Genomic DNA, 20,197 nt, shown 5'->3' with positions numbered 1-20,197 from the left:
GGGCGGCTCACGCGTCAGGGGCCGTGTTCAGGGGCCGTGGGTGTGGGTGGGAGGGGAGCGGTTCGACAACGTCGGCGTACGGCTCCCCTCGCGCTTCCGGGCTGCGCGGGGTGGGGACTACCGTCCGGCCGTGACCTCGGCGGGGCGGGGTGCGGCAGGCGGGCGGACCTGGTACGCCTCCGAGGAGATGTACGTCATGATCCGGGGCGGACGGCCCTGCTGGTGGGCGAGGCCCAGGTAGGCGACGAGTCCCACGCCGTCCTCGGGCTGCCGCGGGGTGACGGCGGCCAGGGCCTGATGCAGCGGAGCGGGGTCCATGCCGTAGCGCTTGAGCAGGTCCGTGGCGCGGGCCAGGGCCTCTCCGTCGTGGGGGGCGTGGTCCCGTACCGGTACGTAGAGGGTGAAGCCGCTGGGCAGGCCGGCCCTCGTGTTGGTGAAGGCATGACAGGTCTGGAGCGGTCGGCGGACGAGCCGTGGTTCCCTTCCCTCGTCGGCACCGGTGCCGGTGTCACTGCCGGTGGCGATGCGGAGGAACTCCTCGATCTCCGCGGGGCCGGGGCCGCCATCCATCCGGGACAGATCGGCCACACGCGGGGCCGGGAGGTCGTGGTGCGCGAGGTAGACCTTCACCCGTGGCTCGTCCCAGTCGCCGAGGTCCAGGGCGAAGAACAGATGACGGTCGCCGTCGGGGAGTGCCGTGAACGCCTGGCGGTGGCCGAGGCGTTTCAGGGCCTTGCGCACCGTCCTGGCCGCGTGCCGCGTGCCGTTCGCCGCGGGGTTCAGGTACGCCTTGACCCGGGGCACGCCTCCGGGCCGCAGTTCGAGCGCGCACCACAGCGCCAGGGGCCCCTCGGGCGAGGGCGGGAAGAAGAGGTCCTCCAGCTCGTCGAGCCGGCCGGTGGAGAATCCCCAGCGGCCCGCGAGTTCGCGCAGGACCCGCAGACCGGTACGGCCGTTCTCGGCCGGCCCGACGGCATCGGCGCCCGGTTCCAGCAGCACCCGCAGGGTCGGGGCCGCGCCCGGCTCGAAGGAGAGCGAGAACTCCACCGGGGTGTGGTCGTCGGAGATGAAGCTGTCGCTGGGCGGCGGTAGGTGCAGCGGCCGCTCGGCGACGGGGCCCAGCGCCTCGACCAGGGTGCGCGCGTAGACCTTGGAGTCGGCTCCGGGCAGCCCCGCGATCTCCCCGAGCCGCAGCAGCTGCCGGGCCGCGTGGCCGCCGAGCGTACCCACGCCGGGCGTCCCCGTGGCGTCGTATCCGGAGGCGGTCACCGTCCCTCCCCCGCCGGGACGGGGCGGACATGAAGATACCCGCCTGGCGGGGCGGGTATCAGGGGGTGCACGAGGGATGGGAGTGGTATGAAAACGGCGTCGATGACTATGTGGTCCACGACACCTCCTCTGATGTGTGAGCAACACGGAATGCCGCGTTCCTCACTACCCCCGAGGTTGAACTGTCATGCAGTCGTGCAGAGTTGACGGATGTTGTGTGAATCACCTCGTCAGCCAGTTGAGGAACTGGCTCCACACACCCCCTCGTTCGGCCTTGCCACCCCGCGCGGTCCGGTCCTGGTGCGTCTGCGCCTCACCGGCGGCCGGGGCCTGCGGGGCGGGCCGGCGCACCGGCTGGACCGGGGTGAACTTGGCGGGCAGCGCGGCGAGTCCGCGATTGAACGGCCCGGGCCGCCAGGTCAGGCTCTCGGTCGGGACGGCGAGTTCAACGTCCGGGAGCTTGTTGAGCAGGTTCTCGATCGCCGTCACCGTGATCTGCCGGCCGGGCTCCTTCGACGGGCAGGCGTGCGGGCCCGCGCTCCACGACAGATGGGCGCGGTTGCTGCCCGCCTGCCGGGCCGCCGACAGCGCCGGGCCGGTGTTGGCCGCGCCGAAGCTGACCAGCACCAGATCGCCGGCCTGGAGCTTCTGCCCGGCGAACTCCATGTCGGAGGCCGGGTAGTGGGCGGCGAGGTTCTGCATGGGCGGGTTCTCCCACAGCGTGTCGTCGATCGCCTCGTCGATCAGACCGCCCTGGTTGGCGTACGCGTCGTGGGTGAGCAGCCGGTGCAGGGTGTTGCCGATGAGGTTGCGCAGCGGTTCGTTGCCCGCGACCATCAGCAGGGCGAGCTGGTGGACCATCTCCTCGTCGGTCAGCTTCGCCTGGTGCTGCATCAGCCATGAGGTGACGTCGTCCCCGGGCCGGGTCCGCTTCAGCCCCACCAGTTCGCCGATGGCCCCGAACAGCACCTCCATCGCCTTCTCGGCGTTGATGCCGTCGAACATGCCGGTGATGCCGAACACGATCCGGTCACCGATGTCCGCGGGGACGCCGAAGAGTTCGTTGAACACGAACAGCGGCAGCTGCTTGGCGTAGTCGCCGAGCAGGTCGGCCGAACCGCGCGAACCGAACTGGGAGATGAGGAAGTTGGAGACCTGCTCGGTGCTCTGGCTGAGCCGGCGCGAGTCGACGCGTGCCATGCTGTCCGTGATCGCCTGACGCAGCCGCAGATGCTCGGCGCCGTCGGTGAACATGGCGTTGGGCCGGTAGGCGAGCACGGGCGCGATCGGGCTGTCCGGGGGAATCCGGCCCTCGTTGAGGTCCCGCCAGCGGCGCGCGTCCTTACGGAAGGAGCCGGAGTCCTGGAGGAGCTGGAGCGCGGTGGCGTAGTCGGTGACGAGGGTGGCCTCGACCCCCGGGGCCAGCTCGACGGGCGCGGTGGGCCCGTAGTGCCGCAGGAAGGCGTAGTAGGCCTGCGGGTCAGCCGCGAACTCCGGGCCGTGCAGCGGCACTCTGCCGCCGCTGTTGTGCGCCGGGCACCCGGGCGGGGGCACGGGGGCGGTGGGTTGGTCCATTTCTGCTCCTAGTGGGCACGGTCCTGCAGGTGACGGACGAGAGTGATCAGCGCTTCGGCCGACGACCTCTCGTCGCGTGCGTCGCAGGTGACGACGGGGGTGTCGTCGAGCAGGTCCAGTGCGTCGCGCAGGGCCATCTCGTCGCGCAGCGGCGAGCCGTCGAAGTGGTTGACGGCGATGGCGTAGTCGAGTCCGTACTGCTCGATCAGATCGATCACGGCGAAGGAGTCCGCGAGTCGCTCGGGGTCGACCAGCACCAGCGCGCCGAGCGCGCCGCGCGCCATGTCCTCCCACATCTGTACGAAGCGCTGCTGGCCCGGAGTTCCGAACAGGTAGAGCACGACACGGTCGCTGATGGTCAGCCGGCCGAAGTCCATGGCGACCGTGGTGGTGGTCTTGCCCTGGACGCCCTTGAGGTCGTCGACCGACTCGGCGGCCCGGGTCATCGTCTCCTCGGTGGACAGCGGCTCGATCTCGGAGATCGCACCGATGAACGTGGTCTTGCCCACCGCGAAGTGGCCGACCACGAGGATCTTCACCGCCGTCTGTGTGGCGCCCTCACGGACGTACGCGTGCTCATCCAAACTTGGCCCTGAGACCATTCAGCACCTCCTCCAGGATCTCCCTGTCGGCGAGCGGAGCCCGCTGCACGGGCGGGCGGGTGACGAGGTAGCCGCCCTCGGTCAGGGCGGCGAGGAGGATCTTGACCACACCGAGGGGCAGTTGGGTGTGCCCCGCGATCTCGGCGACCGAGAGATAGCCCGCCGAGCACAGGTCGAGCAGGCTCTGTTCCTCGGGGGACAGCCGGGTGGGCCGCTGCTGGTGGTCGGCGGCGGCCGTGACCAGCGTGATGAGGGAGAGCTGTTCCTCGTCGGGCAGTCCGCGTCCCTTGGTGATGACGTACGGACGCACTAACTCCGGCGTCTGCGACTCCAGTTCGTCGAAGCCCGTCATGACCGGGCGCCGAGGTTCTCGCGCGGCGGCGTGGTCAGCGCCTTGCCGAGCTGGCCGACGAGCTGCTGCATACGGAAGGTGATGTCCTGCATGTCGACGTCCGGCGACGCCGAGACGCCGAGGTAGGCACCCTCGCCCGCGGAGATCAGGAAGACCCAGCCGCCGTCGAACTCGACGAGCGTCTGGCGCCACTTCTGGCTCGTGTCCTCGCAGAAGAAGGCGAGCGAGCGGCTGAGCGACTGCACACCGCTCATCGCCGCGGCCACCCGGTCCGCGTCGTCCTTGCCGAAGTCCTGCGTCCGTGCCATCAGCAGGCCGTCGGCGGAGATCAGGACGGCGTGCAGGGCCCCGGGAATCTCCAGGGCGCTGTCAAGCATCCATGACAGATCGTCGTTCACGAGAACTCATGCCCTTCGCTGCTTGCACCACGGGTGCTGCTCGACTGTTCCGCGGGATCCGTCTGCGTGGCCCGGCCCGACTTGGTGCCTCGCTGGAAGGCGCCCATGATGGCGGCCGTCTCCGCGCCCGAGCGGGTGGCGGGGCCGGAACCGTTGGACGCCGTGCCGGGCACGATGGCCATCGGCCGCTTGCGGCGGCGCTTCGGCAGGCCGTCGGAGGTGGTGGTCATAGGCATGGCGGACTCGGGACCACCGCGGCCCTGAGGTGCCACGGCGGGGACGACCGGGGCCGGCTCCTTCTGCTCGGGAGCGCTGGTGAGCAGGTCGTGCGGCAGGAGCAGGACGGCGCGGACACCTCCGTAGGGGGAGCTGGAGTCCACGGACACCTCGAAGCCGAAGCGTTCGCTGAGGACGCCGATCACCGCGAAGCCGAACTGCGGCGGGTTGCCGAGTGCGGAGACGCCCGAGACGCGGTCACTGGTGAGCAGCTTCTCGGCGCGGGCCCGCTCTTCGTCGTTCATACCGACACCCGCGTCGTCGACGACGATGCAGATTCCCTTGGGCACGGTACGAATGTTGATTTCGACGACGGTGTCGGGGCTGGAATAGCTCGTCGCGTTGTCCAGCAGTTCCGCGAGGGCCAGTGCCACGGGTTCCACGGCACGGCTGGTGATACCGAAGTCCACCTGCGAGAGAATCTCCACCCGCCGGTAGTGACGGACCCTGCCCTGCGCGCTGCGCACCACGTCGTACACCGACGCGACATCGCGCTGACGTCCCAGCCAGCCGTCGCAGAGCACGGCGATGGACTGGGCGCGACGGCCGAACTGGGAGTTCGTGTGGTCGATCTCCAGGAGGTCCTGGAGAATCACCGACTCGCCGTATTTGTTCTGGAGCCGCGAGACAATCAACTGCTGTTCCGCGGCGAGACCCTGAAGCGTCCGCATCGCGGACTTCAGGACCGTTTTCGTAGCCTCGTCGGCTCTTTCCTGAGCTGCCTCGACGGATTTCGCGTACCCGTTCTCGAGCTCGGTGTGACGAGCCCGGAGATCTGCGAACTCCTGCCTTAACGTCCGCGCCGCCCTGCGCTGACGAACAATGAGGGCGACGGCGACGAGTACGGCGACGAGGAGAGCCCAGAGTACCGGGTTCTGTATGTAATCAGTCATAAGACTCTCTTCAGGCGACTGACGGCCAGTTGCTGAATTCCCGTCAATTGCGGGTGGACCGGCGGACCGCCCGTACCTGGGTTGCCGCCCGGACTGTCCCCGTAGTCGGAGATGTCGTCTTGCACCCATCCGCCCGCTCTACAAGCGAGCGTGATCGTATCACCACAAGAACGGATCACAGACCGTCAAGAGCGGGGACACTGATGAACATTGACGGTCCGTCAGTCGCACCCGAGGAGGAGTTCCCGAGGCCGCCGAGAGGACATGCGACAGGGCAACCGATAAACGGCCTTCCGGTACATTCGGGCGACAACAGAGCAATCGATGCATACCGGGAACGACAAAACCCGCATCCGGCGGAACGCCGAATGCGGGTATCGAGCACTCACCGAGCGGAATCGCTCGACACGGAGAGTGAGAGTGTCCGAGGGGGGACTTGAACCCCCACGCCCGATAAAGGGCACTAGCACCTCAAGCTAGCGCGTCTGCCATTCCGCCACCCGGACAAGGTGTCTGTCGTGCGGGTTCCCCCGCGGCGACATGGACAACAATACCAAGGTTTCGGAGTGCGTTTCACCTGCATATCCGCCTGCCGGGACCCCCGTCGCCCGGTGGGTCGGGGGATCACCGTGGGTGACCGGGCGGTCACCTCGTCACGGTTCCGGCCGGTGGGCGTGGGGTCAGGGCATCAGCTGGTACTCCGGGAAGTTCCCCGGCAGCCGCTCCCCCGCCGGGCCCCGGGTGACCGCGCGGACCAGCAGCTCGCCGCCGACGAACGCGCCCCGCCAGGACGCGCCGAAGCCGCCGAACAGCTCGTCGCGGTCGCCGCGCGAGCGGGGCCGGCCGTGGCCGACCTTGAAGACGCGGATGTGCGGGGCCAGTCGGTCGTAGGTGGCCCGGTCGTCCGTGGAGAGCGTGGCGACCAGGGCGCCGTTGGACGCGTTCATCGCGGCCAGCAGCTCCGCCTCCGTGTCGACCAGGACGATGGTGTCGACCGGACCGAACGGCTCCGCGTGGTGCAGCGGCGAGGACGGCGGCGGATTGAGCAGCATGACCGGCTGGACGTACGCCGAGGTGTCCTGGCCCGGCAGGAAGCGGGCGTCGGCCAGGCTGCCGCGGTACAGCGGGACCGCGCCGCGGTCGATGGCCTCGGCGACCTGGTCGTGCAGCTCCTTCGCCTTGGCCGCGTTGATCACCGGCCCGAGGTCCAGCCGTGGGTAGGGGTCCGCGCGCTGTTCGACGGCCAGCGGGTGGCCGACCGTCAGGGTGCGCACCGCCGGGAGGTAGGCCGCGAGGAAGGCGTCGAACAGAGTGCGCTGGACGACGAAGCGCGGGTACGCCGTGCAGCGCTGCTTGCCGTAGTCGAAGAGCTTGGGGATCACCGCCCCGAGGGTGTCCCAGTCCGAGTAGTTCCAGATGCCCCAGGTGTTGAGTCCCTCCTGTTCGAGGACGTGCCGTTTGCCGAGGTCGGCGACGGCGGTGGCCACGGCGGCGCCGGTGTCCCGGCCGCCGACGAAGGAGACGCAGCCGATCTCGGGCGCCCGCACCAGCGCCTCGGACAGTTCGCCGCCGCTGCCGCTGACGAGGGTGACCGGGACGCCCTCGCGGGCGGCGAGCGCGCAGGCCAGGGTCAGACAGGCGACCCCGCCGTCGGTGGGGGCCTTGGCGATGACCGCGTTGCCGGCCAGGGCCTGCACCAGCATCGCGTGCACGAGCACGCTCATCGGGTAGTTCCAGCTCGCGATGTTGGAGACCGGGCCGTCCAGCGGGGCCCGGCCGGCCGTCATCGCCTCGATGCCGTCGACGTACCAGCGCACCCCGTCGACGGCCCGGTCGACATCGGCCTGGGCCGACCGCCAGGGCTTGCCGATCTCCCAGACGAGCAGCAGGGCGAGGAGTTCGCGGTGTTCGGCGAGGGCGTCGAGGGTGGCGGCGACCCGGGCCCGGCGTTCGGCCGGCGGCACGTGCCGCCAGGCGCGGTGCTGGTCGAGGGCAGCCCGGACGGCCCGGTGCGCCGTGGCCCCGTCGAGGCGCGGCGGGCCCGCGACGGGGCCGCCGTCGACCGGGCTGGTGGCGGGCAGCGGACGGCCGTCCGCCTGCCAGCCGGCGTTCCAGAGGTTGAGGACCCGGTCGTCCCGGAAGGCCTCCGGGGCGACGGCGAGGCAGCGGCGCCAGGCGTCGGTCCAGGAGGTGCCGGACTTGAGGGTGAGGGTGGTGGCCATGGGGATGCTCCGCTCTCGGTGCACGGTCGAGAGGAATCGAGTCGAGGGAATCGAGTGGAGAGGAATCGAGTCGAGAGGAATCGAGTCGAGAGGAAGTCGATGGGAAAGGACGTTCGAAGGGAGAGGGTGTTCGAGGGGAGACGCGCGTCGGTCGGCGGGACGGGAGGGCCCGGGCGGGCGGCCTCGGGCCCCGCCCAGGTCAGGCCTCTCCCTCCAGTACGGCAAGGGCGAGGCGCGCGGTCTCCGTCGGTGTGCCGCCCACCCGGACGCCCACCGCTTCCAGCGCGGCCTTCTTCGCCCGCGCGGTCCCGGAGGAGCCCGACACGATCGCGCCGGCGTGTCCCATCGTCCTGCCCTCGGGCGCGGTGAACCCGGCGATGTAGCCGACGACGGGCTTGCTGACGTGGTCGCGGACGAAGGCGGCCGCGCGTTCCTCGGCGTCGCCGCCGATCTCGCCGATGAGGACGATCAGTTCGGTCTCGGGGTCGTCCTGGAAGGCGGCCAGGCAGTCGATGTGGCTGGTGCCGACGACCGGGTCGCCGCCGATGCCGACACAGGTGGAGAACCCGATGTCCCGCAGCTCGTACATGAGCTGGTAGGTGAGCGTGCCGGACTTGGAGACCAGGCCGATCCGGCCCGGCTTGGTGATGTCGGCCGGGATGATGCCCGCGTTGGACCGGCCGGGGGTGATCAGGCCGGGGCAGTTGGGGCCGATGACCCGCGTGCCGCGTGCCCGCGCGTACGCCGTGAACGCGACGGAGTCGTGGACCGGGACGCCCTCGGTGATGACGACGGCGAGCCCGATGCCGGCGTCGGCCGCCTCGGTCACCGCCGCCCGGACGAAGGCGGGCGGGACGAAGACGACGCTCACGTCGGCGCCGGTCGTCTCGATGCCCTCGGCGACGGATCCGAGGACGGGGACGGCGCGGTCACCGAAGTCGACGGTGCGGCCCGCCTTGCGCGGGTTGACGCCGCCGACGACGTTCGTGCCGGCCGCGAGCATGCGCCGGGTGTGCTTCATGCCCTCGCCGCCGGTCATGCCCTGGACGAGGACCCTGCTCTCCTGGGTGAGGTAGATGGCCATGGTCTGCGGTCTCCTCAGGCTGCGGTGGCGAGGTGGGCGGCACGGCGGGCGGCGCCGTCCATGGTGGTGGCCTGCTCGACCAGGGGATGCCCTTGGGCGTCGAGGATCGCCCGCCCCCGGGCCGCGTTGTTGCCGTCGAGCCGGACGACGAGCGGTCTGGTCAGCCGTACGGTGTCCAGGGCCCGCACGATGCCCTCGGCGACGGCGTCACAGGCGGTGATGCCGCCGAAGACGTTGACGAAGACCGACCGCACGGCCGGGTCGGACAGGATGACGGAGAGGCCGTCGGCCATGATCTGCGCGGACGCCCCGCCACCGATGTCGAGGAAGTTGGCGGGCCGGGCGCCGCAGCCGGCCACCACGTCGAGGGTCGACATGACCAGGCCCGCGCCGTTGCCGATGACGCCGACCTCGCCGTCGAGCTTCACGTAGGTGAGGCCCTTGGCGGCGGCCACCGCCTCCAGCGGGTCGGCGTGCCCGGCCACGTCGGCGCCCCAACGGGCCTGCCGGAAGGACGCGTTGTCGTCGAGGGTGACCTTGCCGTCGAGGGCGAGGATCCGGCCCCGCGCGGTGCGCACGAGCGGGTTGACCTCGACGAGCAGGGCGTCCTCGCGGACCAGCACCTGCCAGAGGCGGACCAGGACGTCGACGGTCTGCGCCGGAAGGCCGGCCGCCGCGGCGATCTCGGCCGCCTTCGACGGGGTGACGCCCTCCGCGGGGTCGATGGGGATCCGGGCGACGGCCTCGGGCCGGGTGGCGGCGACCTCCTCGATGTCCATGCCGCCCTCGGCGGAGGCGATCGCGAGGAACCGGCCGTCCGCGCGGTCCAGTACATAGGAGACGTAGAACTCGGTCTCGATGTCGACGGGTTCGGCCAGCATCACCGTGCCGACCGTGTGCCCCTTGATGTCCATGCCCAGGATCTGACGGGCCGTGATCTCGGCGGCGGCCGGGTCGGCGGCGACCTTGACCCCGCCCGCCTTGCCCCGGCCACCGGTCTTCACCTGCGCTTTCACCACCACACGACCGCCCAGCCGGCGGGCGATCCCGCGCGCCTCCTTGGGCGAGTCGGTGACCTCCGCCCTCGGCACCACGATGCCGTGTTCCTCGAAGAGTTGCCTTGCCTGGTGCTCGTACAGGTCCATCTCGGCTCCCGTCTAAAAGTGCCGCACGCCCCCTGGACACCACCCACCGGATGCGGGATAACAAGCTTCATACAGTATTCGTCGACTGTATGCAATGTACCGCGAGAGCCTTCCAACCCCCTACGAAGGGACGGGACTTCGCCATGCCCGACGACACCCAGGACGTGATTTCCGGTGGTCATCTCGTTGCCAAGGCACTGAAGGCCGAGGGGGTCGACCGCATCTACACCCTCTGCGGCGGCCACATCATCGACATCTACGACGGCTGCGTCGACGAGGGCATAGAAGTCGTCGACGTGCGCCACGAACAGGTCGCCGCCCACGCCGCCGACGGCTACGCCCGCGTCACCGGCAAGCCCGGCTGCGCGGTCGTCACGGCCGGCCCCGGCACCACCGACGCCGTCACCGGCGTCGCCAACGCCTTCCGCGCGGAGTCCCCGATGCTGCTGATCGGCGGTCAGGGAGCGATCACCCAGCACAAGATGGGCTCCCTCCAGGACCTCCCGCACGTCGACATGATGGCGCCGATCACCAAGTTCTCGGCGACGGTGCCCGACACGGCCCGCGCGGCCGACATGGTGTCCATGGCGTTCCGCGAGTGCTACCACGGCGCGCCCGGCCCCTCCTTCCTGGAGATCCCGCGCGACGTCCTGGACGCCAAGGTGCCCGTGGCGAAGGCACGCGTGCCCCAGCCCGGCGCCTACCGCGCCTCCACCCGCTCGGCCGGCGACCCCGACGCGATCGAGAAGCTCGCCGACCTGCTCGTGCACGCCGAGAAGCCCGCGATCCTGCTCGGCAGCCAGGTCTGGACGACCCGCGGCACCGAGGCGGCCGTCGAGCTGGTGCGCACGCTGAACATCCCGGCGTACATGAACGGCGCCGGCCGCGGCACCCTGCCGCCGGGCGACCCGCACCACTTCCAGCTCTCCCGGCGGTACGCCTTCTCGAACGCCGACGTCATCGTGATCGTCGGCACGCCCTTCGACTTCCGCATGGGCTACGGCAAGCGGCTCTCGCCGGACGCGACCGTCGTGCAGATCGACCTCGACTACCGCACGGTCGGCAAGAACCGCGACATCGACCTCGGCATCGTCGGCGACGCCGGCCTGGTGCTGAAGTCGGTGACCGAGGCGGCCTCCGGACGGATCGACGGCGGCGCCTCGAAGCGCAAGGAATGGCTGGACGAGCTGCGCGCGGCCGAACAGACCGCCCTCGACAAGCGGCTGCCCCAGCTGCGCTCGGACGCCTCCCCCATCCACCCCTACCGGCTGGTCAGCGAGATCAACGACTTCCTCACCGAGGACTCGATCTACATCGGCGACGGCGGCGACATCGTCACCTTCTCCGGACAGGTCGTCCAGCCCAAGTCGCCGGGCCACTGGATGGACCCCGGCCCGCTGGGCACCCTCGGCGTCGGCGTCCCCTTCGTGCTCGCGGCCAAGCAGGCACGGCCCGACAAGGAGGTCGTCGCCCTCTTCGGCGACGGCGCGTTCTCCCTCACCGGCTGGGACTTCGAGACGCTCGTGCGCTACGACCTCCCGTTCGTCGGCATCGTCGGCAACAACTCCTCCATGAACCAGATCCGTTACGGCCAGGCCGCCAAGTACGGCCTGGAGCGCGAGCGGGTCGGCAACACCCTCGGCGACGTCCACTACGACAAGTTCGCCCAGATGCTGGGCGGTTACGGCGAGGAGGTGCGCGACCCCGCCGACATCGGCCCCGCGCTGCGCCGCGCCCGGGAGTCCGGGAAGCCCTCGCTGATCAACGTCTGGGTCGACCCGGACGCGTACGCCCCCGGAACCATGAACCAGACCATGTACAAGTGAGGTGAGCCCGTGACCACGAAGGCCCTCGAAGGCATCCGCGTCCTCGACATGACGCACGTCCAGTCGGGTCCGTCCGCGACCCAGCTGCTCGCCTGGCTCGGCGCGGACGTCGTCAAACTGGAGGCGCCGTCCGGTGACATCACGCGCGGGCAGCTGCGCGATCTCCCGGACGTCGACTCCCTCTACTTCACGATGCTCAACTGCAACAAGCGGAGCATCACCCTCAACACCAAGACCGAGCGCGGCAAGGAAATCCTCACCGAGCTGATCCGGCGCTCCGACGTCATGGTCGAGAACTTCGGTCCGGGCGCGGTCGACCGCATGGGGTTCACCTGGGACCGCATCCAGGAGATCAACCCGCGGATCGTCTACGCCTCCATCAAGGGGTTCGGGGACGGCCCGTACACCAACTTCAAGGCCTACGAGGTCGTCGCCCAGGCCATGGGCGGATCGATGTCGACCACGGGCTTCGAGGACGGACCGCCGCTGGCGACGGGGGCCCAGATCGGGGACTCGGGGACGGGGGTGCACGCCGTCGCGGGGATTCTCGCCGCGCTGTACCAGCGCGAGAACACCGGGCGCGGGCAGCGGGTCAACGTGGCCATGCAGCACGCCGTGCTCAACCTGTGCCGGGTGAAGCTGAGGGACCAGCAGCGCCTGGCGCACGGGCCGCTCGCCGAATACCCCAACGAGGACTTCGGCGACGAGGTGCCCCGCTCCGGCAACGCCTCCGGCGGCGGCCAGCCCGGCTGGGCGGTCAAGTGCGCGCCCGGCGGCCCCAACGACTATGTGTACGTGATCGTGCAGCCCGTCGGATGGCGGCCGCTGAGCGAGCTGATCGGGCGGCCCGAGCTGGCCGACGACCCCGAGTGGGCGACCCCGCAGGCCCGGCTGCCCAAGCTGAGCAAGATGTTCCAGCTGATCGAGGAGTGGTCCTCGACCCTGCCCAAGTGGGAGGTACTGGAGCGACTCAACGCCCACAACATCCCGTGCGGGCCGATCCTGTCCACCAGGGAGATCGTCGAGGACGAGTCGCTGGCCGCCAACGAGATGGTGGTCCGCGTCCCGCACCCGCGGCGCGGCGAGTTCGTGACCGTCGGCAGTCCCCTGAAGCTCTCCGACTCCCCCGTCGAGGTGACCACCTCACCGCTGCTCGGCGAGCACAACGAGGAGATCTACGTGGGCGAGCTGGGCCTCGGCGACGAGGAACTGCGCCTGCTCAAGTCGAACGGGGTGATCTGACGTGATGGCCGAGGACCGGATCCTGCGGGTGCGGACGCTGCTCGACGAGGTGCGGGCCGCGGGACGCACCGCGCTCACCGCGCCCGAGGGCAAGGTGATCGCCGACGCGTACGGGATCGCCGTACCGGGAGAGGAACTGGCGACCGACGTCGAGGAGGCGGTGGCGTACGCGGCGCGGTTCGGCGGGCCGGTGGTGATGAAGATCGTCTCGCCGGACATCCTGCACAAGACCGACGCCGGCGGTGTGGTCGTGGGCGTCGAGGGCGCGGCGGACGTACGGGCCGCGTTCCACCGGATCGTTCGGAACGCGCGGGCCTACGACGGCTCGGCGCGGATCGAGGGCGTGCAGATCCAGGAGCTGCTGCCGAAGGGGCAGGAGGTCATCGTCGGGGCGGTCACCGATCCGACGTTCGGGAAGGTGGTGGCGTTCGGGCTCGGCGGGGTGCTGGTCGAGGTGCTCAAGGACGTCACCTTCCGGCTGGCGCCGGTGGACGCCGACGAGGCGCTGTCGATGCTGGACTCGATCCGGGCGGCGGAGATCCTGCGCGGGGTGCGCGGGCAGGCCGGGGTGGACCGGTGGGCGGTGGCCGAGCAGATCCGCCGGGTGTCCCAACTGGTCGCGGACTTCCCGGAGATCGCCGAGGTGGACCTCAACCCGGTGATCGCCACGCCGGAGGGCGCGGTGGCCGCCGACATCCGGGTGATCCTCGCCGAGTCGCGGCCCGCGCCGCGCCGGACGTACACCCGCGAGGAGATCCTCGTCTCGATGCGCCGGCTGATGCAGCCCGCGTCGGTCGCCGTGATCGGCGCCTCCAACGAGCAGGGCAAGATCGGCAATTCGGTGATGCGCAACCTCGTCGACGGCGGATTCGCCGGCGACATCCATCCGGTGAACCCCCGGGCCGATGACATCCAGGGCCGCAAGGCGTACAAGAGTGTCACCGACGTTCCCGGTGAGGTGGATGTGGCGGTCTTCGCGATCCCCGCCAAGTTCGTGGCCACGGCCCTGGAGGAGGTGGGACGCAAGGGGATCCCCAACGCGGTGCTCATCCCCTCCGGTTTCGCTGAGACCGGCGAGCACGAGCTCCAGGCGGAGATCGTGGCGATCGCCGAACGGTACGGCGTGCGCCTCCTCGGCCCGAACATCTACGGCTACTACTCGACGTGGCAGGACCTGTGCGCCACGTTCTGCACGCCGTACGACGTCAAGGGCGGGGTGGCGCTGACCTCCCAGTCGGGCGGCATCGGGATGGCCGTCCTGGGGTTCGCGCGGACCACGAAGACGGGGGTGTCGGCGATCGTCGGGCTAGGCAACAAGTCGGACCTGGACGAGGACGACCTGCTGACCTGGTTCGGCGAGGACCCGCACACCCGGTGCATCGCGATGCACCTGGAGGACCTCAAGGACGGGCGCGCGTTCGTGGCGGCCGCGCGGGAGACCGTCCCGAGGAAGCCGGTGGTGGTCCTCAAGGCGGGGCGGACGGCGGCGGGCGCGAGGGCCGCCGGCTCGCACACCGGGGCGCTCGCGGGCGACGACGCGGTGTACGACGACATCCTGCGCCAGGCGGGCGTCATCCGGGCGCCCGGGCTGAACGACATGCTGGAGTACGCGCGCGCGTTGCCGGTGCTGCCCACCCCCCAGGGCGACAACGTCGTGATCATCACCGGCGCGGGCGGCAGCGGGGTGCTGCTGTCGGACGCGGTGACCGACAACGGCCTGACGCTGATGGAGATCCCGCCGGACCTCGACGCGGCCTTCCGGGAGTTCATCCCGCCCTTCGGGGCCGCGGGCAACCCGGTCGACATCACCGGGGGCGAGCCGCCGTCGACGTACGAGGCGACGATCCGGCTGGGTCTCGAGGACCCGCGGATCCACGCGCTGGTCCTCGGCTACTGGCACACCATCGTCACTCCCCCGATGGTGTTCGCGGAGCTGACCGCGCGCGTGGTGGCCGAGTTCCGGGAGCGCGGCATCGAGAAGCCGGTGGTGGCCTCGCTCGCCGGGGACGTCGAGGTCGAGGAGGCCTGCCAGTACCTGTACGAGCGGGGGGTCGTGGCGTACCCGTACACGACCGAACGACCGGTGGCCGTACTCGGCGCCAAGTACCGGTGGGCGCGGGCGGCGGAGAGGCTGGGGGGCGGTTCATGACGTGAGCGAGAGGGGGCCGGCCGACGGGTGCGCGTCGGCCGGCCCCGGGACCCGTGCGCGCACGAAAGGCATTGGACAGGGGGCGCTGGCCAGAACTTTCGACGCAAGGGGTGCTACACAGACATGACAACCACCGACTTCTCGACGTCCCTCCCCTACCGGGAGGTGACGGACCGCAACGGCCGCGTGTACCGGATCGGCGAGACCGACCGGGACATCATGGGGCGGCCACGCTGGACCATGGTGCTCTTCCCGTGGATGGGCATGCTCGGCATCAGTTCCTCGGAGTACGCGTTCACCTCGGCCGAGGACACCCTGCACGAGGCCCATCTGTGGAACAGCGGGCACATCTTCTGGCTGATGGGCGTCTGGGTGTTCTTCCAGGCGGCCGTCGCCTTCCCCGCCGGGCAACTGCGGGAGAGCGGCCGGCTCCCCGCGCGGTACGCGATGATGCTGGGCGCGCTGGGCACGGTCTGCGGCTATGTGTCGCTGGCGTTCGCGCCGCATGTGATCGTCGCCTACATCGGCTTCGGCATGTTCAGCGGCATCGGCGCCGGCCTCGTCTACGCGACCTGCGTGAACATGGTCGGCAAGTGGTACCCGGAGCGCAAGGGCGGCAAGACGGGCCTGGTCAACGGCGGTTTCGCCTACGGCTCGGTGCCCTTCGTGTTCCTCTTCACCTCGTACATGGACCTGAGCAACTACCAGGGCGTCCTGGTGATGGTCGGGCTCATCTGCTGCACGGTCGTCGCGGTCGCCGGCTGGTTCTTCAAGGACCCGCCGAAGAACTGGTGGCCCGCGCACGTCGACCCGCTGCGGATGACCGACGACCCGAAGATCCGCCGGGCGCTGGAGAAGAACCCGCCGGCGGTGAAGCAGTACACCCCGAAGGAGGCCGCCCGTACCCCCGTGCTGTGGATGATGTGGTTCTGTCTGCTGTGCACGGCCGGCATCAACATCTTCGGCATCGCCTTCCAGGTGCCGTTCGGCAAGGACATGGGCTTCGCGGGCGGGATCGTGGCCACGGCGATGTCCCTGAAGGCGATCGTCAACGGCACCGGGCGCGGCGTGATCGGCTGGATCTCCGACCGCTACGGCCGCCGCAACACACTGATCATCGTCTGCATCGTGCTGGGCATCGCCCAGTTCGGCGTGCTGGTCTCCGGCCAGATGGGCAGCATGCCGTTCTTCCTGTTCTGCTCCATGGTCTCGGGCTTCGGCGGCGGCGCGATCTTCCCGCTGTTCGCCGCGATGACCGCGGACTACTTCGGCGAGAACAACAACGCCTCCAACTACGGCATGGTCTACAGCTCGAAACTGATCTCGGGCCTCGTGGGGTCCGGGATGGGCGCGGTGGTGGTGAACGCGTGGGACTACGAGGGCGCGTTCGTCATCGCGGGCTCCATCGGGCTGGCCTCCGCCGTACTGGCGCTCTTCCTCAGGGCTCCGGACCGGCCGAAGACCCGGGACGTGGTCCCCAACCCCCAGCCGCTCGGCGAGGAGATGGCGTGACACGTCCTCGTCCGGCGACCGGCTGACGCCGCACGCGCGTGTGGAGGCCCTCCCCCGTGGCACGCCGGGAGGGCCCCACGCGCGCGTGGGGGGGCCCGGGCCCGGTGATCCTGTCAGTCCTTCGCCCGCGCGTGGTACGAGCGGCGGGTGTGTTCCGTGTGCTCGCGCATGAGGTGCGTCGCGCGCTGCTCGTCGTGGTCGGCGATCGCCGCGATGAGGTCGCGGTGTTCGATCCAGGACTGCTGGCCGCGCCGGCGGGCGATGGGCGTGTAGTACCAGCGGACGCGGCGGTCGACCTGGGCCGCGAGTTCGGCGAGGACGGCGTTGCCCGCCAGCTCCATGATCTTGGCGTGGAAGCGGGCGTTGAGGGCGACGGCCGCGTCGACGTCGTCGCCCTCCACCGCGCCCATGCCCAGGGCCAGGATCTCCTCCAGGGCCCCGATGCCGGCCTCGTCCGCGTGCGCGGCGGCGAGTCGGGCCGCCTCGGCCTCCAGCAGCGTACGGACGGTGAGGAGTTGGTCGGCCTCGTCCTCCGTCGGCTCGTGCACGAACGCGCCCTGCGCGGGCCTGAGGTCCACCCAGCCCTCGGTGTTGAGCCGCTGGAGCGCCTCCCGCACCGGCTGCCGGGACACGCCCAGGTGCCCGGCCAGCTCGCTCTCCACGAGGTGCTGGCCGGGCCGCAGGGCCCGGGTGGTGATGAGTTCGAGCAGTGCCTCGTAGACGCGGTCGCGCAGTGGTCCGGGCCGTTCGAGCTTGGGCACCGCACCCTGCGGCAGTCCTGTCGACAACATCGGTCGGTCCCCTCCTGGGCAGCACGCGGGCAACCGCAGCCGGAAAGCCACGTGTTCGGCCGTACGCGGGCCGCCGTACGCGACGGCGCACCGCCTACAGCCGAGTATCGATTGTCTTTCGTCTACAGTCTACGGCGCACCGGGGTCCAGAGCCGGGCGCAGTCGGCTCCGTCACATCACCGGTCAGGGGCAGCGCACGACCTGTCCGGCGTACGACAGGTTGCCGCCGAAGCCGAAGAGGAGCACCGGGTCCCCGGTGGTGAGGACGCCCTGCTCGACGAGCTTGGAGAAGGCCAGCGGGATGCTGGCGGCGGAGGTGTTGCCCGACTCCGTGACGTCCCGCGCGACCACCGCGTTGACGGCACCGATCTTCTCCGCGAGGGGCTCGATGATCCGCAGGTTCGCCTGGTGCAGGACGACGGCCGCGAGGTCCTCGGGCCCGAGCCCCGCCCGCTCGCAGGCCTGCCGGGCGAGCGGCGGCAGCTTCTGGGTGGCCCAGCGGTAGACGCTCTGCCCCTCCTGCGCGAACCGCGCCGGCTGCCCCTCGATGCGCACCGCGTTGCCCATCTCGGGCACCGACCCCCACAGCACCGGCGCGATCCCGGGCTCGGCGCCGTCGGGACAGGCCTCGACGACGGCCGCCCCCGCCCCGTCGCCCACGAGCACACAGGTCGTGCGGTCGGTCCAGTCCGCCACCTCTGACATCTTGTCGGCGCCGATGACCAGCGCACGGGTCGCCGCACCCGCCCGCACGGTGTGGTCGGCGGTGGCCAGCGCGTGGGTGAATCCGGCGCACACGACGTTGACGTCCATCGCGGCCGGGCTCGGGACGCCGAGGCGCGCGGCGACCCGGGCGGCCATGTTGGGCGAGCGGTCGACCGCCGTGGAGGTGGCGACCAGCACCAGGTCGATGTCCCCGGGCGTGAGGCCGGCCGTGGCGAGGGCCTTGGCGGCGGCGTGCGCGGCCAGCTCGTCCACGGGCTCGTCGGGGCCGGCGATGTGGCGGGTGCGGATGCCCACCCGGCTCCTGATCCACTCGTCACTGGTGTCGACCATGCCCGCCAGGTCCTCGTTGGTGAGCACCCTGGCGGGCTGGTAGTGGCCGACTGCGGCGATGCGCGAGCCGTTCATGTGGGAGTCCCCCTCGTTGCCGTGGGTTGCGGGATCCACCAGTCTGATCAGTGACTCACGGGTACGAGGACAGGTGTTGCGACAGGAAACGGGCGCCGGGCTTGTCGGCTTCCCGCTATCCCTCGGACGCCCGAACACTTCCCGAACGCCTGCCCGCGAGCAGCGCGAACGCCGACGGCACGAGACGTCTCGGCCGGTCAGCCGGTGAACAGCTTCGTGGCCTTCTGCACCAGCTCGTACAGACCGTAGGCGAGCGGCAGGCCCACCCACAGCCAGGCGAAAGCGATCAGTGGCCGCCGGTCAGGCGGACTCGGGCTGCTGTCGGGCTGCGACATCGACGGCCTCCTTCGGGGCGGGGACATGGTGGCGGGGGTCGACGGGGCGGACCAGCTCGTTGGCGACGAAGCCGACGGCGAGCAGTCCGATCATGATGAACAGGGACAGGGAGTAGAGGTCCGCGCCGTGCTTGCCGGCCTCCTCCTGCCGGTCGGCGATCCAGTTGACGATCAGCGGGCCGAGCACGCCGGCCGTCGACCAGGCGGTGAGCAGCCGCCCGTGGATCGCGCCGACCTGGTAGGTCCCGAACAGGTCCTTCAGATAGGCGGGGATCGTGGCGAAGCCGCCGCCGTAGAAGGAGAGGATCACCAGGGCGCAGAGGATGAACAGCGGCTTGGAGGAGTCGCCGAGCAGGGCGATCAGGCCGTACGTCAGCGCGCCCGCGCCCAGGTAGACCCGGTAGATGTTCTTGCGGCCGATCAGGTCGGAGGTGGAGGACCAGCCGATGCGCCCGGCCATGTTGGCGGCCGAGAGCAGGGCGACGAAGCCCGCGGCGGCCGTGACGGAGACCGGGGTGGAGGTGTCGGAGAAGAAGTCCGTGATCATCGGGGCGGCCTTCTCCAGGATGCCGATGCCGGCGGTCACGTTCATGCAGAGGACCACCCACAGGCACCAGAACTGCGGGGTGCGCACCGCGGCGGCGGCCGAGACCTGCACCCCCGTCGCGGCGGCCGGTCCCGCCGCGCCGGCCCCGGCCGCCTCGGTCGGCTGGACCGCGCGCGGCACCCGCACCAGCAGCACGCCGAGCGTCATGAAGACCGCGTACGACAGCCCGTGGACGAGGAAGGCGAGCGCGATGCCGGAGTGGTCGGCGCCGAAGGACTCCAGCATCTGCGCCGACCAGGGCGAGGCGATGAGCGCGCCGCCGCCGAAGCCCATGATCGCGATGCCGGTGGCCATGCCGGGCCGGTCGGGGAACCACTTGATCAGTGTGGAGACGGGTGAGATGTAGCCGATGCCGAGGCCGATGCCGCCCACGAAGCCGTAGCCGAGGACGATCAGCCAGTACTGCTCGGTGGCGGCGCCGAGCGCGGAGATCAGGAAGCCGGAGGAGAAGCAGACCAGGGCGACGGTCATCGCCCAGCGCGGCCCGTGGCGCTCGACCAGCGTGCCGCCGAACGCGGCGGACAGCCCGAGCATGACGATGGCGAGCTGGAAGGGCAGCGCGCTCTGCGTGCCGCTGAGGCCGAGCGAGGCCTCCAGCGGCGGTTTGAAGACGGACCAGGCGTAGGCCTGGCCGATGGAGAGGTGGACCGAGAGGGCGGCCGGGGGGACGAGCCAGCGGCTCCAGCCGACCGGTGCGACAGGGGGACTCATGAGTCCCGAACGGTAGGAAGGATCACCGGCGTTGAGAAGGCGGCGCGTCGACCGTATGCGGTGAGCGGTATGCGGAC

The 20,197-nt window shown here is 70.5% G+C and carries 17 protein-coding genes and 1 tRNA gene; 4 read left to right on the top strand and 14 right to left on the bottom strand.

Going from position 1 to position 20,197, the window contains the following annotated elements; translation table 11 throughout:
• Positions 1-117: 117 nt before the first annotated feature.
• The 10 genes from ACZ6D7_RS07570 to sucC form a co-directional block, all read right to left on the bottom strand.
• Complete coding sequence (locus tag ACZ6D7_RS07570) at positions 118-1,269, bottom strand: tryptophan dimethylallyltransferase family protein (RefSeq protein ID WP_469484991.1); 1,152 nt, start codon at positions 1,267-1,269, stop codon at positions 118-120.
• Positions 1,270-1,491: 222 nt separating this feature from the next.
• Positions 1,492-2,844, bottom strand: a complete 1,353-nt coding sequence (locus tag ACZ6D7_RS07565) for a cytochrome P450 (protein WP_469484988.1) — start codon at positions 2,842-2,844, stop codon at positions 1,492-1,494.
• 8 nt (positions 2,845-2,852) lie between these two features.
• On the bottom strand, positions 2,853-3,446 hold the full coding sequence (locus ACZ6D7_RS07560; protein ID WP_469484985.1) for a GTP-binding protein: 594 nt from the start codon (positions 3,444-3,446) through the stop codon (positions 2,853-2,855).
• On the bottom strand, positions 3,421-3,798 hold the full coding sequence (locus ACZ6D7_RS07555; protein WP_469484982.1) for a DUF742 domain-containing protein: 378 nt from the start codon (positions 3,796-3,798) through the stop codon (positions 3,421-3,423). The genes ACZ6D7_RS07560 and ACZ6D7_RS07555 overlap by 26 nt, the downstream gene beginning before the upstream one ends.
• Positions 3,795-4,196, bottom strand: coding sequence for a roadblock/LC7 domain-containing protein (locus ACZ6D7_RS07550; RefSeq protein WP_469484979.1), 402 nt, complete (start codon positions 4,194-4,196; stop codon positions 3,795-3,797). The genes ACZ6D7_RS07555 and ACZ6D7_RS07550 overlap by 4 nt, the downstream gene beginning before the upstream one ends.
• A complete protein-coding gene (locus tag ACZ6D7_RS07545; protein ID WP_469484976.1) occupies positions 4,193-5,365 on the bottom strand; it encodes an ATP-binding protein in 1,173 nt (390 codons plus the stop codon). The genes ACZ6D7_RS07550 and ACZ6D7_RS07545 overlap by 4 nt, the downstream gene beginning before the upstream one ends.
• A gap of 421 nt (positions 5,366-5,786) precedes the next feature.
• Positions 5,787-5,871, bottom strand: a tRNA-Leu gene (locus tag ACZ6D7_RS07540).
• 174 nt (positions 5,872-6,045) lie between these two features.
• On the bottom strand, positions 6,046-7,587 hold the full coding sequence (locus tag ACZ6D7_RS07535; RefSeq protein WP_469484974.1) for an aldehyde dehydrogenase family protein: 1,542 nt from the start codon (positions 7,585-7,587) through the stop codon (positions 6,046-6,048).
• A 199-nt stretch (positions 7,588-7,786) separates the two neighbouring features.
• Positions 7,787-8,671 carry a succinate--CoA ligase subunit alpha gene (sucD, locus tag ACZ6D7_RS07530; protein ID WP_469484971.1) on the bottom strand — a complete coding sequence of 295 codons (885 nt, stop codon included), beginning with the start codon at positions 8,669-8,671 and terminating at the stop codon, positions 7,787-7,789.
• A gap of 14 nt (positions 8,672-8,685) precedes the next feature.
• On the bottom strand, positions 8,686-9,816 hold the full coding sequence (gene sucC / locus ACZ6D7_RS07525) for an ADP-forming succinate--CoA ligase subunit beta (RefSeq protein ID WP_469484968.1): 1,131 nt from the start codon (positions 9,814-9,816) through the stop codon (positions 8,686-8,688).
• Between the two features lie 143 nt (positions 9,817-9,959).
• On the opposite strand from sucC, the gene ACZ6D7_RS07520 reads away from it, so the two are divergent.
• From ACZ6D7_RS07520 to ACZ6D7_RS07505, 4 genes are all read left to right on the top strand, one after another.
• Positions 9,960-11,642 (top strand): thiamine pyrophosphate-binding protein, encoded by a 1,683-nt coding sequence (locus tag ACZ6D7_RS07520; protein ID WP_469484966.1) that lies wholly within the window; start codon positions 9,960-9,962, stop codon positions 11,640-11,642.
• Between the two features lie 9 nt (positions 11,643-11,651).
• Positions 11,652-12,884, top strand: coding sequence for a formyl-CoA transferase (gene frc / locus ACZ6D7_RS07515; RefSeq protein ID WP_469484963.1), 1,233 nt, complete (start codon positions 11,652-11,654; stop codon positions 12,882-12,884).
• Positions 12,885-12,888: 4 nt separating this feature from the next.
• Entirely contained in the window at positions 12,889-15,033 is a 2,145-nt protein-coding gene (locus tag ACZ6D7_RS07510; protein ID WP_469486005.1) for an acetate--CoA ligase family protein, read from the top strand.
• 123 nt (positions 15,034-15,156) lie between these two features.
• Positions 15,157-16,545 carry an OFA family MFS transporter gene (locus ACZ6D7_RS07505; RefSeq protein WP_469484960.1) on the top strand — a complete coding sequence of 463 codons (1,389 nt, stop codon included), beginning with the start codon at positions 15,157-15,159 and terminating at the stop codon, positions 16,543-16,545.
• A gap of 113 nt (positions 16,546-16,658) precedes the next feature.
• On the opposite strand, the gene ACZ6D7_RS07500 is transcribed toward ACZ6D7_RS07505, so the two are convergent.
• From ACZ6D7_RS07500 to ACZ6D7_RS07485, 4 genes are all read right to left on the bottom strand, one after another.
• Complete coding sequence (locus tag ACZ6D7_RS07500; RefSeq protein WP_469484958.1) at positions 16,659-17,336, bottom strand: GntR family transcriptional regulator; 678 nt, start codon at positions 17,334-17,336, stop codon at positions 16,659-16,661.
• Between the two features lie 183 nt (positions 17,337-17,519).
• Positions 17,520-18,467 carry a beta-ketoacyl-ACP synthase III gene (locus ACZ6D7_RS07495; protein WP_469486002.1) on the bottom strand — a complete coding sequence of 316 codons (948 nt, stop codon included), beginning with the start codon at positions 18,465-18,467 and terminating at the stop codon, positions 17,520-17,522.
• A gap of 197 nt (positions 18,468-18,664) precedes the next feature.
• Entirely contained in the window at positions 18,665-18,802 is a 138-nt protein-coding gene (locus tag ACZ6D7_RS07490; RefSeq protein WP_469484955.1) for an MFS transporter small subunit, read from the bottom strand.
• Positions 18,768-20,120, bottom strand: coding sequence for an OFA family MFS transporter (locus tag ACZ6D7_RS07485; RefSeq protein WP_469484953.1), 1,353 nt, complete (start codon positions 20,118-20,120; stop codon positions 18,768-18,770). The genes ACZ6D7_RS07490 and ACZ6D7_RS07485 overlap by 35 nt, the downstream gene beginning before the upstream one ends.
• Positions 20,121-20,197 lie beyond the last annotated feature (77 nt).

The organism is Streptomyces sp. NPDC041784 (assembly GCF_055591025.1).
Note: the sequence above shows the minus strand (reverse complement) of the source record. Positions and strands in the feature narration are given on the sequence as shown.

Excerpts from the sequence above, each read along its gene's own strand:
- ACZ6D7_RS07565 (WP_469484988.1), bottom strand. The coding sequence starts at position 2,844 with ATGGACCAACCCACCGCCCCCGTGCCCCCGCCCGGGTGCCCGGCGCAC.
- ACZ6D7_RS07560 (WP_469484985.1), bottom strand. The coding sequence starts at position 3,446 with ATGGTCTCAGGGCCAAGTTTGGATGAGCACGCGTACGTCCGTGAGGGC.
- ACZ6D7_RS07555 (WP_469484982.1), bottom strand. The coding sequence starts at position 3,798 with ATGACGGGCTTCGACGAACTGGAGTCGCAGACGCCGGAGTTAGTGCGT.
- ACZ6D7_RS07545 (WP_469484976.1), bottom strand. The coding sequence starts at position 5,365 with ATGACTGATTACATACAGAACCCGGTACTCTGGGCTCTCCTCGTCGCC.
- ACZ6D7_RS07535 (WP_469484974.1), bottom strand. The coding sequence starts at position 7,587 with ATGGCCACCACCCTCACCCTCAAGTCCGGCACCTCCTGGACCGACGCC.
- sucD (WP_469484971.1), bottom strand. The coding sequence starts at position 8,671 with ATGGCCATCTACCTCACCCAGGAGAGCAGGGTCCTCGTCCAGGGCATG.
- sucC (WP_469484968.1), bottom strand. The coding sequence starts at position 9,816 with ATGGACCTGTACGAGCACCAGGCAAGGCAACTCTTCGAGGAACACGGC.
- ACZ6D7_RS07520 (WP_469484966.1), top strand. The coding sequence starts at position 9,960 with ATGCCCGACGACACCCAGGACGTGATTTCCGGTGGTCATCTCGTTGCC.
- ACZ6D7_RS07510 (WP_469486005.1), top strand. The coding sequence starts at position 12,889 with ATGGCCGAGGACCGGATCCTGCGGGTGCGGACGCTGCTCGACGAGGTG.
- ACZ6D7_RS07505 (WP_469484960.1), top strand. The coding sequence starts at position 15,157 with ATGACAACCACCGACTTCTCGACGTCCCTCCCCTACCGGGAGGTGACG.
- ACZ6D7_RS07500 (WP_469484958.1), bottom strand. The coding sequence starts at position 17,336 with ATGTTGTCGACAGGACTGCCGCAGGGTGCGGTGCCCAAGCTCGAACGG.
- ACZ6D7_RS07495 (WP_469486002.1), bottom strand. The coding sequence starts at position 18,467 with ATGAACGGCTCGCGCATCGCCGCAGTCGGCCACTACCAGCCCGCCAGG.
- ACZ6D7_RS07490 (WP_469484955.1), bottom strand. The coding sequence starts at position 18,802 with ATGTCGCAGCCCGACAGCAGCCCGAGTCCGCCTGACCGGCGGCCACTG.
- ACZ6D7_RS07485 (WP_469484953.1), bottom strand. The coding sequence starts at position 20,120 with ATGAGTCCCCCTGTCGCACCGGTCGGCTGGAGCCGCTGGCTCGTCCCC.